The organism is Kluyvera sp. (genome assembly GCF_047971185.1).
Taxonomy (GTDB): Bacteria; Pseudomonadota; Gammaproteobacteria; order Enterobacterales; family Enterobacteriaceae; genus Kluyvera.
In genome coordinates this window covers 1-13,474 of the sequence record NZ_JBKDZH010000112.1, presented here as the reverse complement: position 1 = coordinate 13,474, position 13,474 = coordinate 1, and the positions used below count along the sequence as shown (strand labels likewise).

The window sequence follows — 13,474 nt, the reverse complement described above, 5'->3', positions numbered from 1 at the left end:
GGCGTCAAAGGTGGCGCCGCCCCAGCACTCGAGCGAGCCGTAGCCGACGTCGTCGAGCTGTGCGGCGATGGGCAGCATGTCATCAAGACGCAGGCGGGTGGCAAACAGGGACTGGTGGGCGTCGCGCAGGACGACATCGGTAATGGCAACGGTCATGGGTTCCTCCGTGAATTAAACATGAAGACGGTGATGGTGAATGGCGGCGGCAATCACCGGCTTTAAGCGGGTGAAATCGTCCACGACGGGCGCGGGGCGCGGCGCGGGCGCGGCGACGGGCTCCGGGAAAAAGCGGGTAATGGCGGCAGACATCACGCGGATGGCGAAGATGAGCAGGAACAGGAAGATCAGTACAAATCCCATGCCCAGGCACATCAGCGTGAGGCCTTCACCCAGCAGTACAGCATCAGTCATAAATCGATATCCAAATCAGGTGCACGGTGGTGTATTGGCAGTCACGCTGTCGGCACATCCGGCTAAGGAGTAGAGTGGATTTCCCTCGGCCGCCCCCGGCTCTGGCCTCTACGTTGCGCTTCCCGCTGTACTGCAAACCACACCACCGTGCGTATTGACTACACCAGCATGCTGAAAACGATACTGGCGATAACCAGCACAATGCCGCCGCCCAGACGGGAGGAGATTTGTGCGTAAGAGATCAGGTTCATTCGGTTACAGGCGGAAAGCACTTCCAGGTCGCCGGAACCGCCGCGGTTCGCCATGCACAGGCCCGCGGTGATGGAGGACTCAATCGGATAGAAGCCAATCAGCCAGCCGCCAACGGCAGCGCCAATCACCGCGCCAATCACGATCACCGCCGAGATAATGACGTTGGTGAACGTCAGGGCGTCGATGATTTCCTGGAGGTCGGTGTAGCACACGCCGACGCCCACCATCAGCACCCATAGCAGCTGTTTGGAGAAGAAGTCAGACAGGCGTTTTGCCCCGGCTTTAATTTCCGGCGAGCACAGGCCGGACGCGTTGAGCGCCGCGACAATCAGCACCATCCACGCGAAATAGTGAATAGAGACGCCGCCAATGCTTGGCAGGATCTTCTTCGCAATCACATACGCCAGCAGGAAACAGGTGGTGGAGAGCACCAGGCCAATCGCGGTTTCGCGATGGGTAATCTGGCCGGCTTTTTCATCATCTTCCGTTTTAAACGAGGCTTTACGCACCAGCTCGCCTTCGCCGCTGAGCCAGGTGTATTTTTTGCCGATAATATCCAGCACGGCCGCGAAGATAATGGCGAAGATATTGGCGATAGTCAGAATGGCAATCGCGGTGGAGTAATATTCTTCCCGCGAACGACCGGTGACCGAGTGATAAATTTCGGAAAGTGGCACCGCGCCCGCGCCGTTGCCGCCGCCCATAATCGGCAGCACGTACAGCATCATAATGCGGTCAACGGGAATGCCGAAGCACAGGCCAATGGCGATCCCACAAATGGCGGCGCCCGCGATCCCCGTCAGAATGGTAGGAATATAGCCCAGCAGCGATTTCAGCAGCAGTTTACGGTTAACCGACAGAATCGCGCCGGTAATCAGTACCGCGATAAACAGATTAAGAAAATTACTCTTATCCATTACGTTGCTGATGGCATCAATCTCTTTTTGCGTAAGTATGCCGGCATACACAAAATAAGCCGCCACCAGAAATATCATGACCGGCGCGCCGCCAATATATTTATTGAAAACAGGCAGTCTTTTACCTATTTCACCAAAAATGGCGCCAATGGTAAACATAATGGCGAGGCCGCCGACAAGGTCATCGGGTAAGGCATTATAAAAGTGTGAAAGTAATATTGTAATTAACGCGAAGGCGTACAGCGGTAGCGACATGCCGAAGATTTTAAATCCCAGTAAGTCACGTACGCCCGATTTCTCCGTCGCCGGAGCTTGGGTCATGTTAGTCATAAACATCATCCTGTGTTTAGAGAAGTGGCAAGACCGGCGCATATTAATAAATTCAATTAGCCATGAGATGTGATTCCCTTCACCGAATAGTCGTGTTTTTAATTAATTTAATTATTTTAATTTGCTCAGTTAATTAACAACATAAAAAACATAAAGCAAATAAAGCCATGGTGCGAAATGTGATTTCTATTGCAGACCAATAATATAAACACTGGCGAAATATGCGGCGTTATTTGCTGAGGGATGCGGAATAATGAATCTGATTTTTAAACGTATATCACCGCAGAAGAATGAAGCCGGGAAGAAAGCCATCGCGCTTTTCCTGCAAAGCGCTGGCCTGACGCTGGAGGCGGACTGTGAAAGCGTTGTCTGCGCTGAGGTGCAGGGAACGATTGTCGGTTGCGGCGCCATTGCCGGGAACGTCCTGAAATGTATCGCCGTATCGCCTGATTTTCAGGGGGAAGGGCTCAGCCTGAAGCTGCTGACGGAACTGTTAACGCTGGCCTATGAATTACGGCGCAGTGAACTTTTCCTCTTTACCAAACCGCAAAATAAGGCGCTGTTTTCCGGGGCTGGCTTCTGGCCAATCGCGGAAGCGGACGGGCTGGCGGTACTGATGGAAAACAGCAGCGAACGGCTGGCGCGTTACTGTCGTCAGCTCGCGCTGCATCGCCAACCGGGAAAAACCATCGGCGCGATCGTGATGAATGCGAATCCGTTCACGCTGGGCCACCGCTACCTGATTGAGCAGGCGGCGGCCCGCTGCGACTGGCTGCATCTGTTTGTGGTGAAAGAAGATGCCTCGCAGTTCAGCTATACCGATCGCTGGACCCTGATTGAGCAGGGGATTCGCGGCCTCGACAACGTGATGCTTCACCCGGGGTCTGCCTATCTGATTTCTCGCGCCACCTTTCCCGGTTATTTCCTCAAAGATCGGGGCGTGACTGATGATTGCCATAGCCAGATAGACCTCCAGCTGTTTCGTGAACATCTGGCCCCGGCGCTGGCTATCACCCATCGCTTTGTCGGCGACGAACCGTATTGCCCTTTAACCCGCAGCTACAACCAACGTATGCACGAGATCCTCGGCGCGCCCGACGGCAGCGGGCCGCCGATTGAGGTTGTGGAATTGCCGCGAATGGAAATCAACGGCGAGCCGGTGTCGGCCAGCCGCGTGCGGCGGCGCTATGCCGAGCGCGACTGGTCGGCCATTCGCGAGCTGGTCCCCTATGACACCTTCGCTTTCTTGCAGCATCAGGCTGCGGAGCATACCGAGACCGTATGACGTATCACCGTTAACAAGGAACATAACTTATGGAAATCATTAAAGATGCCCTGGCCGGCACGCTGGAGTCCAGCGATGTGATGGTCCGCATTGGGCCATCGACGGAGCCGGGGATTCATCTGGAGCTGGAGAGCCTGGTGAAGCAGCAGTTTGGCGCCGCCATTGAACGCGTGGTGCGCGAAACGCTGGCAAAGCTCGGGGTCGAGCAGGCGCAGGTCAGCGTCGATGATAAAGGGGCGCTGGAATGCATTTTACGCGCCCGAGTGCAGGCAGCGGCGCTGCGTGGCGCAGAACAGGCTGATATTCAATGGAGTGCGTTATGAAACCTCGTCGCAGTATGTTGTTTATCCCCGGCGCCAATGCGGCGATGTTGAGCACCTCGTTTGTCTATGGTGCGGATGCGGTCATGTTCGACCTTGAAGACGCCGTTGCGCTGCGTGAAAAAGACAGCGCTCGTCTGTTAGTGCACCACGCGTTGCAGCATCCGTTTTATCAGGATGTGGAAAAGGTGGTGCGTATCAACCCATTGAACACGCCGTTCGGCCTCGCCGATCTGGAAGCCGTGGTGCGCGGCGGCGTGGATATTGTTCGCCTGCCGAAAACCGACAGTAAAGAAGATGTGCTGGCGCTGGAAGCGCACGTCGAGCGCATTGAGCGCGAATGCGGGCGCGAAGTGGGCAGTACCAAACTGATGGCGGCGATTGAGTCGGCGATGGGCGTCGTCAACGCCGTTGAGATTGCCACCTCCAGCCCAAGAATGGTTGCCATTGCGCTGGCGGCGTTCGACTACGTGATGGATATGGGCACCAGTCGCGGCGACGGCAGCGAGCTTTTTTACGCCCGCTGCGCGGTACTGCACGCGGCCCGAGTCGGCAAGATTGCCGCGTATGACGTGGTGTGGTCGGACATTAACGATGAAGAGGGCTTCCTGAAAGAAGTACAGCTGGCGAAAGGGCTTGGCTTTAACGGCAAATCGCTGGTCAATCCGCGCCAGATTGAGCTGCTACACCAGGCCTATTCGCCGACGCGCAAAGAGGTTGCGCATGCGATTGAGGTGATTGCGGCAGCGGAAGAGGCGGAGTCGCGCGGGCTGGGCGTGGTATCGCTCAACGGCAAAATGATTGATGGCCCGATTATCGACCAGGCGCGCAAAGTGGTGGCGCTGTCGGCTTCTGGTATTCGTGATTAAGGAAGGAACCATGAAAGACACTCTGACTATGCTGAATCAGCAATACGTAGTACCAGAAGGATTGCAGCCGTACGCCGACATCACCACCCACAGCCCGTGGCTGGCCGACGAGACCGAAAAGCGCCATCGTAAAGTGTGTGATTCGCTGGAAGAGGCGATTCGCCGCTCCGGGCTAAAAAATGGGATGACCATCTCGTTCCACCACGCTTTCCGCGGCGGCGATAAGGTGGTCAATATGGTCATGGCGAAGCTCGCGGAGATGGGCTTTCGCGATCTGACGTTAGCCTCCAGTTCGCTGATTGACGCGCACTGGCCGCTGATTGAGCACATTAAAAACGGCGTAGTTCGCCAGATCTACACCTCCGGTCTGCGCGGCGAACTGGGCGAAGCCATTTCGGCGGGGCTGATGGAAAATCCGGTGCAGATCCACTCCCACGGCGGCCGCGTCAAGCTGATTCAGAGCGGTGAGCTGAACATTGACGTCGCCTTCCTTGGCGTGCCGTGCTGCGATGAGTTGGGCAACGCCAACGGCTTTAGCGGCAAATCACGCTGCGGTTCACTCGGCTACGCTCAGGTTGATGCGCAATACGCGAAATGCGTGGTGCTGCTGACGGAAGAGTGGGTCGATTACCCCAACTATCCGGCGAGCATTGCGCAGGATCGGGTGGATTATATTGTCCAGGTGGACGAAGTCGGCGATCCGGCGAAGATCACCGCCGGGGCGATCCGTTTGTCGAGCAACCCGCGTGAACTGCTGATCGCGCGTCAGGCGGCAAACGTCATTGAGCATTCCGGTTATTTTAAAGACGGCTTTTCTCTGCAAACCGGCACCGGCGGCGCGTCGCTGGCGGTGACCCGTTTTCTGGAAGATAAAATGCGTCGGCAGAATATTACCGCCAGCTTTGGCCTCGGCGGGATCACCGGCACGATGGTGGATCTGCATGAAAAAGGGCTGATCAAGGCGCTGCTCGATACCCAATCCTTCGACGGCGACGCGGCGCGATCGCTGGCGCAAAACCCGCATCATATTGAAATCTCAACCAACCAGTACGCTAATCCTGGTTCTAAAGGGGCGTCATGCGAACGTCTGAACGTGGTGATGCTGAGCGCGCTGGAGATTGACGTGAATTTCAACGTCAACGTGATGACCGGCTCAAACGGCGTGCTGCGCGGCGCGTCCGGCGGGCATAGCGATACGGCGGCCGGGGCGGATCTGACCATTATCACCGCCCCGCTGGTGCGCGGACGTATTCCTTGCGTGGTGAAAAACGTGCTGACGACCGTCACCCCGGGCGCGAGCGTCGATGTGCTGGTTACCGATCACGGCATCGCCGTCAATCCGGCGCGTCAGGATTTGATTGAAAGCCTGAGCAATGCAGGGATTGCGCTGATGACTATCGAGCAGCTTCAGCAGCGCGCCGAGCAGCTGACCGGCGAACCGGAACCGATCGCCTTTACCGATCGCGTGGTGGCGGTGGTGCGCTATCGCGATGGTTCGGTAATTGATGTGATTCGCCAGGTCAAACTCTAATGAACGGCGCAGACCTGCTCGCCAACGGTCAGCCCGTGACGCTTGAGGAGATGCTGCTGGCGCGGGAAAAACGCGCCTCCCGGCAGCGTCAGGCGCTGGACTGTTATCGGCTACCGCTTATCTCTTTCTTGTTAGTCGCGCCGGGAGCGGTAAAAAACTCGCCGGTCTGGCAACGCGTCGCTCACTACGCGCAGCGTGAAATCCTCGCCCTCTGCCAGCAGCAGGAGTGGGTCTGCGTATGGGAAAAACAGTGCGATGCGCGGAGCGGGCCGGAGTGGATGGCGGCGGTCTGCGCCCCCGCAAAAGCGCTTAAACAGCACATGTCGATGCTGGAGGAGCAACACCCTCTTGGCCGACTGTGGGATATCGACATTATTGATAGCGACGGTCGGCAGCTATCGCGTCGCGAACTGGGCCTTCCTGCACGACGTTGTTTAGTTTGCCCGCAGGAAGCGCATGTTTGCGCCCGCAGCCGACAGCACACGCTTGAGCACCTTTTAGATGACATCGCACGAAGGATTGCAGGCTATGAGCGACACGATTGTAATTGATACGCGCGTACAGAGCGTTCAGAAAATGAAAGCCTCCGATTTGCCGGGGCTGGTGGCGCGGGCGTTGCTGACCGAGGTTCAGCTCACGCCGAAGCCGGGGCTGGTGGATATCCGTAATGCCGGGGCGCACAGGGATATGGATCTGCTGTCTTTTGAAGGCAGTACGGCCGCCATCGCGCCGTGGATGGAAAAGTTTTTCATTATGGGCAACAGCACGGCGCGACTGGAGGCGGGAGCCGTTTTAGCCATGCTGCGCCCGCTGGGTATGGCGTGTGAAAACGACATGCTTGAGGTGACTGGCGGCGTGAACACGCACCGCGGCGCGGTGTTTGCCTTCGGGCTGTTAAGCGCCGCCATCGGGCGACTGATGGCGCTGGACATACCGCTGGAGCAAAACCGAATCTGCGATTGCGTGGCGCGTTTTTGCCGCAATATTGTTGCCCGCGAGCTTTCCGGCCAAAAAGGCGGCGAAGCGAGTAAAAGCGAAGTCCAGTTCCTGCGCTTTGGTTTAACCGGCGCGCGGGGCGAGGCGGAAAGTGGTTTTCGTACCGTCAGAACTCAGGCGCTACCGGTTTATCAGCGCGTGTTACAGGAGCAAGGTGATACTTATCTGGCATTGCTGCAAACGCTCTTGCATCTGATGGCCTGGAACGATGATACCAACCTGGTTTCCCGTGGCGGGCTGGAAGGGCTCAATTACGTTCAGCAGCAGGCGCAAAAACTATTATGGCAGGGTGGTGTACTGGCTGACGGTGGCATTGAAGCGCTCCAGCGGTTGGATGATGATCTGATTGCTCGCAATCTTAGCCCTGGCGGCAGCGCTGATTTACTGGCGGTATGCTGGTTTTTAAGTCACTTTCCGGCAGGGGCTATCTATTCGGAGTAAAGCGGGTTGGCCGGTTAGGTGCTGCGGTCTTCCTGGCTGGCAGGATACGTAATCAGGTTCCGGATTTGAAACGTGGGTGTAGTGGCAATGCCGGAGGAAGAGACCAAAACCCGGTGCGGTGGCCGGGTCTGGCTTTATTTGTAGTCGGTCAGATGAAGACCGCAGGCGAGATGTTGAAACGTGCGGACAGCTTTCTGATGTGGTTAACGTTCAGTTGTCGCTCACCATTCAACACGCGTGAAACCATAGATTTACTGCCAATTTCATCAACAAAATCAGAAATGGTTAACCGGTGTTGGTCCATCAGTGTACGCAGTACGGCCACACCTGCCGGGATGGCTTCCATTTCTGCACGTAATGCCTGAATCTCTGGCTGCTGGCGTTCGTACTCACTGATACGGGTGCATACAATATCTACCAATGGGCTCGATGGGTTTTCCATCAACAACTCCTCCACCAGCTCCAGTGCATCGTTGTAATCCTTTTCGCTGGGGCTATCCCCCAGCAGGGGAACGGCTGCGATAAGGGCTTGTGTTGCTTTCAGTGCTTCAGTTGCAATCATCATTTCTTCCCCTTTGTCCGGTGCTGTGCTGCGAACTTGTCATACTCCGTATGGTTGAAAATATGCCGAATGTAAAACTTCTGACTTTCAAAAAATATCAGCGCAATGACGCGTAGGTTGTTGTTTGAAACGTTGATAACATAGTGTTTATCAAGGTATTTAAAGTTATCAAACGACGGGTAAAACTGCCTTAACGCTTCCGGTGTCGGGCAGTTGGCCTTTTCTATTGTGCGGGCAAACAGCAAAATTTCTCTCTTGTGCTGCGGGTAGTTGTCGCATCCCTCACTGATTGCCTTCATTGAAATCAGATGCATTGCGCTTTGTCCATTGCCAATCTGTCAACAATACTAACGCCGGTTGACAATAAGTCAACGCTGCTCAGCGACGCTCCTCAATTTCTCGCTAAGATAATCAATCATCGCCCGCATTCTGGCGGGCATATGTTGATTGCGCGTCCATAGCAGCCACAGCTCGCCGCTGTAGTCGCTAATAAATTCCCATTCTGGCAGCACCTGGACAATCTCTCCGCTCGCCAGCGCTTCGCGAGCGGTAAAGAGCGGCAGGCTGCCGATTCCGAGGTTATTTTTCACCGCATCCAGACGCACGCCGGTGTGGTTGGCGGCGTAGCGACCGCGAGTCTGAATGGTCTCCACACGCTCACCGCGGCGAAACTTCCAGCGTGAATCCGCAGGCGTCTCGCCAAGGCTGATACAGCTATGCTCGCGCAGTGCCTGCGGGTGCTCGGGTGTACCGCGTTCGCATAAATACGCCGGGGTGGCGCAGATCACGTGGCTTACCGGCATCAGCGGCTTGCCGTACAGGCCCGGCGAAGGGGACTGGCTGATGCGCAGCGCAAGGTCGACGCCATCGTCGATTAAATCCATATAACGGTCTTCCAGCCGCAGACAGACGTCCACCTGCGGGTAGCGGGCAAAGAATTCGGCCATCAGTGGATGAATGACAAACCGACCCACCGCCTTGGGCACGCTGACGGTCAGCTTCCCCTGCGCGATGCTTTGTCGGCTGCTGCCCGAGTCGACGGCCATTTGCGCCGCATGCAGCATCTCCAGCGCGTGTTCATACACCATTTTGCCGGTTTCGCTGAGCGCCAGTTTGCGCGTGGTGCGATGCAACAGTTTGCTGCCCAGCGCCTGCTCCAGACGCGTAACGCTGCGGCTAATCGCAGAGGGTGTAGAGCCTGAGGCTTTCGCCGCGGCGGAGAAATTCCCCTGCTCAATAATCAACACAAAGGTGGCAAGGTCGGGAAGAAGGTTAGGGTTCATTTGTGCGTACCAGGCAAAGATGCATTGAGCAGACGTGGGATTATCGCTGCGAGTAAAGTGAATATACTCTTCTCATCAAGAGGAGAACAACCATGACCGAACGTCTTTATTACACCTGTGATAACACCGAAGGCCTGGCCACGGTGATGAGCTGCACGGCGCGAGCGGAGGGAGGCTATGCGGTGGTGCTGGACGGCACGCTCTTTCACCCACAGGGCGGTGGGCAACCGGCGGATGCTGGCTGGATTGATGGGATCCCCGTCGAGACGGTGACCGCACATGATGACGACGTGCTGCATATCGTGGCAACACCGATTGCGCCTGGCGTGGTCAGCCTGAGGGTTGATGCGGCACAGCGTCAGCAGCATGCGCGGCTGCACTCGGCGGGGCATCTTATCGGCCTGGCGGGTACCGAGTACGGATGGCAACCGGTGAAAGCGCACCACTGGCCTGGCGAAGGGCGCATTACGTTTTCCGCAACAGGCCGCAGTTCGCTGCCGGATGGCGCTTCGCTGCTGGCGAAAATCAGCGCCTGGCAGGCGGAGGATCTTCCTCGCCGGGTGACATTCGACGGCGGTTTGCGCGAAGTCGGGTTCGGCGAGCTGCCCGCTTACCCTTGCGGCGGGACGCATGTTGCGCGTTTATCCGACATCGGGCAGGTGACAATTACCCAGGTGAAGATGAAAAAAGGGCAGATGATCGTTAACTATACGCTTGTTTCGTAAAACCGGGCTCACGAAAGTAGCTATACAGATTGACTGAATTTTGTTCGGTTTTCCCGTCGTTTTTCCAGTGGCTTACCGCTTACTGAGCGAGTTTGACTTCTTTCCTGTGCTGCGGCAATGATTCATCCTGTGGGGTGAATCATGTCTTTTACTGATATTCCTCTCTGTTTATCATTAAATTCTAATTATCGGCGTTTTCGGCTGGCGACCCTGTTGTGCGCTGGTTACTCTGAAAACGATTTACGCAATTTTAACAAAAGAGAATAGCTATGCATGATGCACAAATCCGCGTCGCCATTGCCGGCGCCGGTGGCCGCATGGGACGGCAGTTAATCCAGGCCACGATGGCGATGGATGGGGTACAACTGGGCGCCGCGCTGGAGCGTGAAGGCTCTTCTTTACTCGGCAGCGATGCCGGTGAACTGGCAGGCGCAGGCAACGCTGGCGTGACCGTTCAGTCCAGCCTCGAAGCGGTAAAAGAGGATTTTGACGTCTTTATCGATTTTACCCGTCCGGAAGGCACGCTGGCGCACCTGGCGTTTTGTCGCCAGCACGGTAAAGGGATGGTGATTGGCACCACCGGGTTTGATGATGCCGGTAAACAGGCCATTCGCGACGCTTCGCAGGACATTGCTATCGTGTTTGCCGCCAACTTCAGCGTTGGCGTTAACGTGATGCTTAAGCTGCTGGAGAAAGCGGCGAAAGTGATGGGTGACTATACCGATATTGAGATTATCGAAGCGCACCACCGCCACAAAGTGGATGCGCCATCGGGAACGGCGCTGGCGATGGGCGAGGCGATCGCCGGGGCGCTGGATAAAGATCTGAAGGACTGCGCGGTCTACTCGCGCGAAGGTTATACCGGCGAACGCGTGCCGGGTACGATTGGTTTCGCCACCGTTCGCGCCGGTGACATTGTCGGTGAGCATACCGCGATGTTTGCCGATATTGGCGAGCGCGTGGAGATAACGCATAAGGCCTCCAGCCGCATGACGTTTGCTAACGGCGCGGTAAGATCGGCACTGTGGCTTAAATCAAAGCAAAACGGTCTTTTTGATATGCGTGATGTGCTGAATTTGAATGAACTATAAGTATTTATTACCCATCGTGATGTGGTTATTGTAGTCATAATTACTTGATTACACAGGGCAATATTTTATTGCCCTTTATTTTATCTTTTCATTATGCATTTATAGTATGAAGTGCTCATTTTTATTGGTCTTGTTGCTTAAATGTGTTGGTTAAATGTAAATTTTGACCATCTGGTCTACTTTTTTGTGTTCTCTGCCGAGATTTAACACTCTTCCGGCTCCGCAAGCGTTTTCTCCCCTGAGTTAGTTGATCTTTTTGATGCCTGGAGGCGGCATGATTCGCCAGTGGCGTAAAATAATAATAAAAAATCCCCTTTAAGGTAGACTTTTGCCGAGGCTGTCACTAGAATGCCGCCGTTTGCCAGAAATTCATCGGTAAGCAGATTTGCATTGATTTGTGCCTTTGTTATGAATTAATATGCAAATAAAGCGAGTAAATATTCTCTGGAGGGTGTTTTGATTAAGTCAGCGCTATTGGTTCTGGAAGACGGAACCCAGTTTCACGGTCGGGCCATAGGGGCAACAGGTTCGGCGGTTGGGGAAGTCGTTTTCAATACTTCAATGACCGGTTATCAAGAAATCCTCACTGATCCTTCCTATTCTCGCCAAATCGTCACTCTTACTTATCCTCATATTGGTAATGTCGGCACCAACGCCGCCGATGAAGAGTCTTCTCAGGTACACGCTCAGGGTCTGGTCATTCGCGACCTGCCGCTGATTGCCAGCAACTTCCGCAATACCGAAGACCTCTCTTCTTACCTGAAGCGCCATAACATCGTGGCGATTGCCGATATCGATACCCGTAAGCTGACTCGTTTGCTGCGCGAAAAGGGCGCACAGAACGGCTGCATCATCGTAGGGGATAACCTGGATGCACAGCTGGCGCTGGAAAAAGCCAAAGCGTTCCCTGGCCTGAACGGCATGGACCTGGCAAAAGAAGTCACCACTTCAGAAACCTACACCTGGACGCAAGGAAGCTGGACGCTGGCGGGCGACCTGCCGGAAGCGAAAGCGGAAAGCGAACTGCCGTTCCACGTTGTGGCCTACGATTTCGGTGCCAAACGCAACATTCTGCGCATGCTGGTCGACCGCGGCTGCCGCCTGACCGTCGTACCGGCGCAAACCTCTGCAGAAGAGGTGCTGAAGATGAATCCGGACGGGATCTTCCTGTCCAACGGTCCTGGTGACCCGGCGCCGTGCGATTACGCTATCGACGCGATTGAGAAATTCCTCGAGACCGATGTTCCGGTATTCGGCATCTGCCTCGGTCATCAGCTGCTGGCGCTGGCAAGCGGAGCGAAGACCGTGAAGATGAAGTTCGGCCACCACGGCGGCAACCACCCGGTCAAAGATATCGATAACGACGTGGTCATGATTACCGCACAGAACCACGGTTTTGCGGTCGACGAAGCATCCATGCCGGCTAACCTGCGCGTGACCCACAAGTCACTGTTCGATGGTACCCTGCAGGGCATCCACCGCACTGACAAACCGGCGTTCAGCTTCCAGGGACACCCGGAAGCGAGCCCTGGCCCGCATGATGCCGCGCCGTTGTTCGACCATTTTATCGAGTTAATTGAGCAGTACCGCCAGTCCGCGAAATAATCAGGAGAAAAAAGCCATGCCAAAACGTACAGACATAAAAAGCATCCTGATTCTTGGCGCTGGCCCGATCGTTATCGGCCAGGCTTGTGAATTTGACTACTCTGGCGCTCAGGCTTGTAAAGCCCTGCGCGAAGAAGGTTACCGCGTCATCCTGGTGAACTCTAACCCGGCCACCATCATGACCGACCCGGAAATGGCCGATGCGACCTACATTGAGCCGATTCACTGGGAAGTGGTTCGTAAAATCATTGAAAAAGAGCGTCCGGACGCGGTTCTGCCGACCATGGGCGGCCAGACGGCGCTGAACTGTGCGCTGGAGCTGGAACGTCAGGGCGTGCTGGAAGAATTCGGCGTGACCATGATTGGCGCCACCGCTGATGCGATTGATAAAGCAGAAGACCGCCGTCGCTTTGATGTGGCGATGCAGAAAATCGGTCTTGATACCGCGCGTTCCGGGAGTGCGCACACGATGGAAGAAGCGCTGGCCGTTGCTGCCGATGTGGGCTACCCGTGCATCATTCGCCCGAGCTTCACCATGGGCGGCACCGGCGGCGGTATCGCCTACAACCGCGAAGAGTTCGAAGAAATTTGTACCCGCGGTCTGGATCTCTCTCCGACCAACGAGCTGCTGATTGATGAATCGCTGATCGGCTGGAAAGAGTACGAAATGGAGGTGGTGCGCGATAAGAATGACAACTGCATAATCGTCTGCTCCATCGAAAACTTCGACGCCATGGGGATTCACACCGGTGACTCCATCACCGTGGCGCCGGCGCAAACCCTGACCGACAAAGAGTATCAGGTGATGCGTAACGCCTCGATGGCGGTCCTGCGTGAAATCGGCGTGGAACCCGGC

Annotated in this window: 14 protein-coding genes and 2 pseudogenes; 10 read left to right on the top strand and 6 right to left on the bottom strand. The window is 55.7% G+C overall.

All coding sequences use genetic code 11. The features are described 5' to 3' along the window. The 3 genes and pseudogenes from ACK5JN_RS22270 to citS form a co-directional block, all read right to left on the bottom strand. Positions 1–156: pseudogene (locus ACK5JN_RS22270) on the bottom strand (oxaloacetate decarboxylase); the annotation flags it as partial. Between the two features lie 15 nt (positions 157–171). After that, the gene (locus tag ACK5JN_RS22265) at positions 172–411 is read right to left on the bottom strand and encodes an oxaloacetate decarboxylase subunit gamma (RefSeq protein WP_416872135.1); all 240 of its coding nucleotides are present in this window, start codon (positions 409–411) and stop codon (positions 172–174) included. Between the two features lie 158 nt (positions 412–569). Further along, positions 570–1,910, bottom strand: coding sequence for a citrate/sodium symporter CitS (gene citS, locus ACK5JN_RS22260; protein WP_416872134.1), 1,341 nt, complete (start codon positions 1,908–1,910; stop codon positions 570–572). Between the two features lie 253 nt (positions 1,911–2,163). On the opposite strand from citS, the gene citC reads away from it, so the two are divergent. The 6 genes from citC to citG are packed head-to-tail and all read left to right on the top strand — an operon-like array spanning position 2,164 to position 7,352. Next, positions 2,164–3,195, top strand: a complete 1,032-nt coding sequence (citC, locus tag ACK5JN_RS22255; protein ID WP_416872133.1) for a [citrate (pro-3S)-lyase] ligase — start codon at positions 2,164–2,166, stop codon at positions 3,193–3,195. 29 nt (positions 3,196–3,224) lie between these two features. Further along, positions 3,225–3,518, top strand: a complete 294-nt coding sequence (gene citD, locus ACK5JN_RS22250) for a citrate lyase acyl carrier protein (protein ID WP_416872132.1) — start codon at positions 3,225–3,227, stop codon at positions 3,516–3,518. Further along, the gene (citE, locus tag ACK5JN_RS22245; RefSeq protein ID WP_416872131.1) at positions 3,515–4,384 is read left to right on the top strand and encodes a citrate (pro-3S)-lyase subunit beta; all 870 of its coding nucleotides are present in this window, start codon (positions 3,515–3,517) and stop codon (positions 4,382–4,384) included. Before citD ends, citE begins: the two co-directional genes overlap by 4 nt. Positions 4,385–4,394: 10 nt before the next feature. Beyond that, positions 4,395–5,915, top strand: coding sequence for a citrate lyase subunit alpha (citF, locus tag ACK5JN_RS22240; protein ID WP_416872130.1), 1,521 nt, complete (start codon positions 4,395–4,397; stop codon positions 5,913–5,915). Next, a complete protein-coding gene (gene citX / locus ACK5JN_RS22235; RefSeq protein ID WP_416872129.1) occupies positions 5,915–6,466 on the top strand; it encodes a citrate lyase holo-[acyl-carrier protein] synthase in 552 nt (183 codons plus the stop codon). Before citF ends, citX begins: the two co-directional genes overlap by 1 nt. Then, positions 6,444–7,352, top strand: a complete 909-nt coding sequence (citG, locus tag ACK5JN_RS22230) for a triphosphoribosyl-dephospho-CoA synthase CitG (RefSeq protein ID WP_416872128.1) — start codon at positions 6,444–6,446, stop codon at positions 7,350–7,352. The genes citX and citG overlap by 23 nt, the downstream gene beginning before the upstream one ends. Before the next feature lie 148 nt (positions 7,353–7,500). Here the strand turns inward: citG and ACK5JN_RS22225 are convergent, their stop codons facing one another. From ACK5JN_RS22225 to ACK5JN_RS22215, 3 genes are read right to left on the bottom strand one after another with little or no spacing between them, the layout of a single operon-like run. Beyond that, entirely contained in the window at positions 7,501–7,914 is a 414-nt protein-coding gene (locus ACK5JN_RS22225) for a helix-turn-helix domain-containing protein (protein ID WP_416872136.1), read from the bottom strand. After that, positions 7,914–8,228, bottom strand: coding sequence for a type II toxin-antitoxin system HigB family toxin (locus tag ACK5JN_RS22220; protein WP_416872127.1), 315 nt, complete (start codon positions 8,226–8,228; stop codon positions 7,914–7,916). The genes ACK5JN_RS22225 and ACK5JN_RS22220 overlap by 1 nt, the downstream gene beginning before the upstream one ends. 54 nt (positions 8,229–8,282) lie before the next feature. Further along, a complete protein-coding gene (locus tag ACK5JN_RS22215) occupies positions 8,283–9,197 on the bottom strand; it encodes a LysR family transcriptional regulator (protein ID WP_416872126.1) in 915 nt (304 codons plus the stop codon). Between the two features lie 92 nt (positions 9,198–9,289). Between ACK5JN_RS22215 and ACK5JN_RS22210 the strand changes: the two genes are divergently transcribed. From ACK5JN_RS22210 to carB, 4 genes and pseudogenes are all read left to right on the top strand, one after another. Then, on the top strand, positions 9,290–9,922 hold the full coding sequence (locus tag ACK5JN_RS22210) for an alanyl-tRNA editing protein (RefSeq protein WP_416872125.1): 633 nt from the start codon (positions 9,290–9,292) through the stop codon (positions 9,920–9,922). A 269-nt stretch (positions 9,923–10,191) separates the two neighbouring features. Continuing rightward, entirely contained in the window at positions 10,192–11,013 is an 822-nt protein-coding gene (dapB, locus tag ACK5JN_RS22205; protein ID WP_416872124.1) for a 4-hydroxy-tetrahydrodipicolinate reductase, read from the top strand. 456 nt (positions 11,014–11,469) lie between these two features. Next, positions 11,470–12,618, top strand: a complete 1,149-nt coding sequence (carA, locus tag ACK5JN_RS22200; RefSeq protein WP_416872123.1) for a glutamine-hydrolyzing carbamoyl-phosphate synthase small subunit — start codon at positions 11,470–11,472, stop codon at positions 12,616–12,618. Positions 12,619–12,634: 16 nt separating this feature from the next. Next, positions 12,635–13,474, top strand: a pseudogene (gene carB / locus ACK5JN_RS22195) (carbamoyl phosphate synthase large subunit); the annotation flags it as partial.

Coding starts and splice junctions, on each gene's coding strand:
- dapB (WP_416872124.1), top strand. CDS start 10,192: ATGCATGATGCACAAATCCGCGTCGCCATTGCCGGCGCCGGTGGCCGC.
- citE (WP_416872131.1), top strand. CDS start 3,515: ATGAAACCTCGTCGCAGTATGTTGTTTATCCCCGGCGCCAATGCGGCG.
- citD (WP_416872132.1), top strand. CDS start 3,225: ATGGAAATCATTAAAGATGCCCTGGCCGGCACGCTGGAGTCCAGCGAT.
- ACK5JN_RS22265 (WP_416872135.1), bottom strand. CDS start 411: ATGACTGATGCTGTACTGCTGGGTGAAGGCCTCACGCTGATGTGCCTG.
- ACK5JN_RS22215 (WP_416872126.1), bottom strand. CDS start 9,197: ATGAACCCTAACCTTCTTCCCGACCTTGCCACCTTTGTGTTGATTATT.
- ACK5JN_RS22225 (WP_416872136.1), bottom strand. CDS start 7,914: ATGATTGCAACTGAAGCACTGAAAGCAACACAAGCCCTTATCGCAGCC.
- ACK5JN_RS22210 (WP_416872125.1), top strand. CDS start 9,290: ATGACCGAACGTCTTTATTACACCTGTGATAACACCGAAGGCCTGGCC.
- citS (WP_416872134.1), bottom strand. CDS start 1,910: ATGACTAACATGACCCAAGCTCCGGCGACGGAGAAATCGGGCGTACGT.
- citC (WP_416872133.1), top strand. CDS start 2,164: ATGAATCTGATTTTTAAACGTATATCACCGCAGAAGAATGAAGCCGGG.
- citG (WP_416872128.1), top strand. CDS start 6,444: ATGAGCGACACGATTGTAATTGATACGCGCGTACAGAGCGTTCAGAAA.
- ACK5JN_RS22220 (WP_416872127.1), bottom strand. CDS start 8,228: ATGCATCTGATTTCAATGAAGGCAATCAGTGAGGGATGCGACAACTAC.
- citX (WP_416872129.1), top strand. CDS start 5,915: ATGAACGGCGCAGACCTGCTCGCCAACGGTCAGCCCGTGACGCTTGAG.
- citF (WP_416872130.1), top strand. CDS start 4,395: ATGAAAGACACTCTGACTATGCTGAATCAGCAATACGTAGTACCAGAA.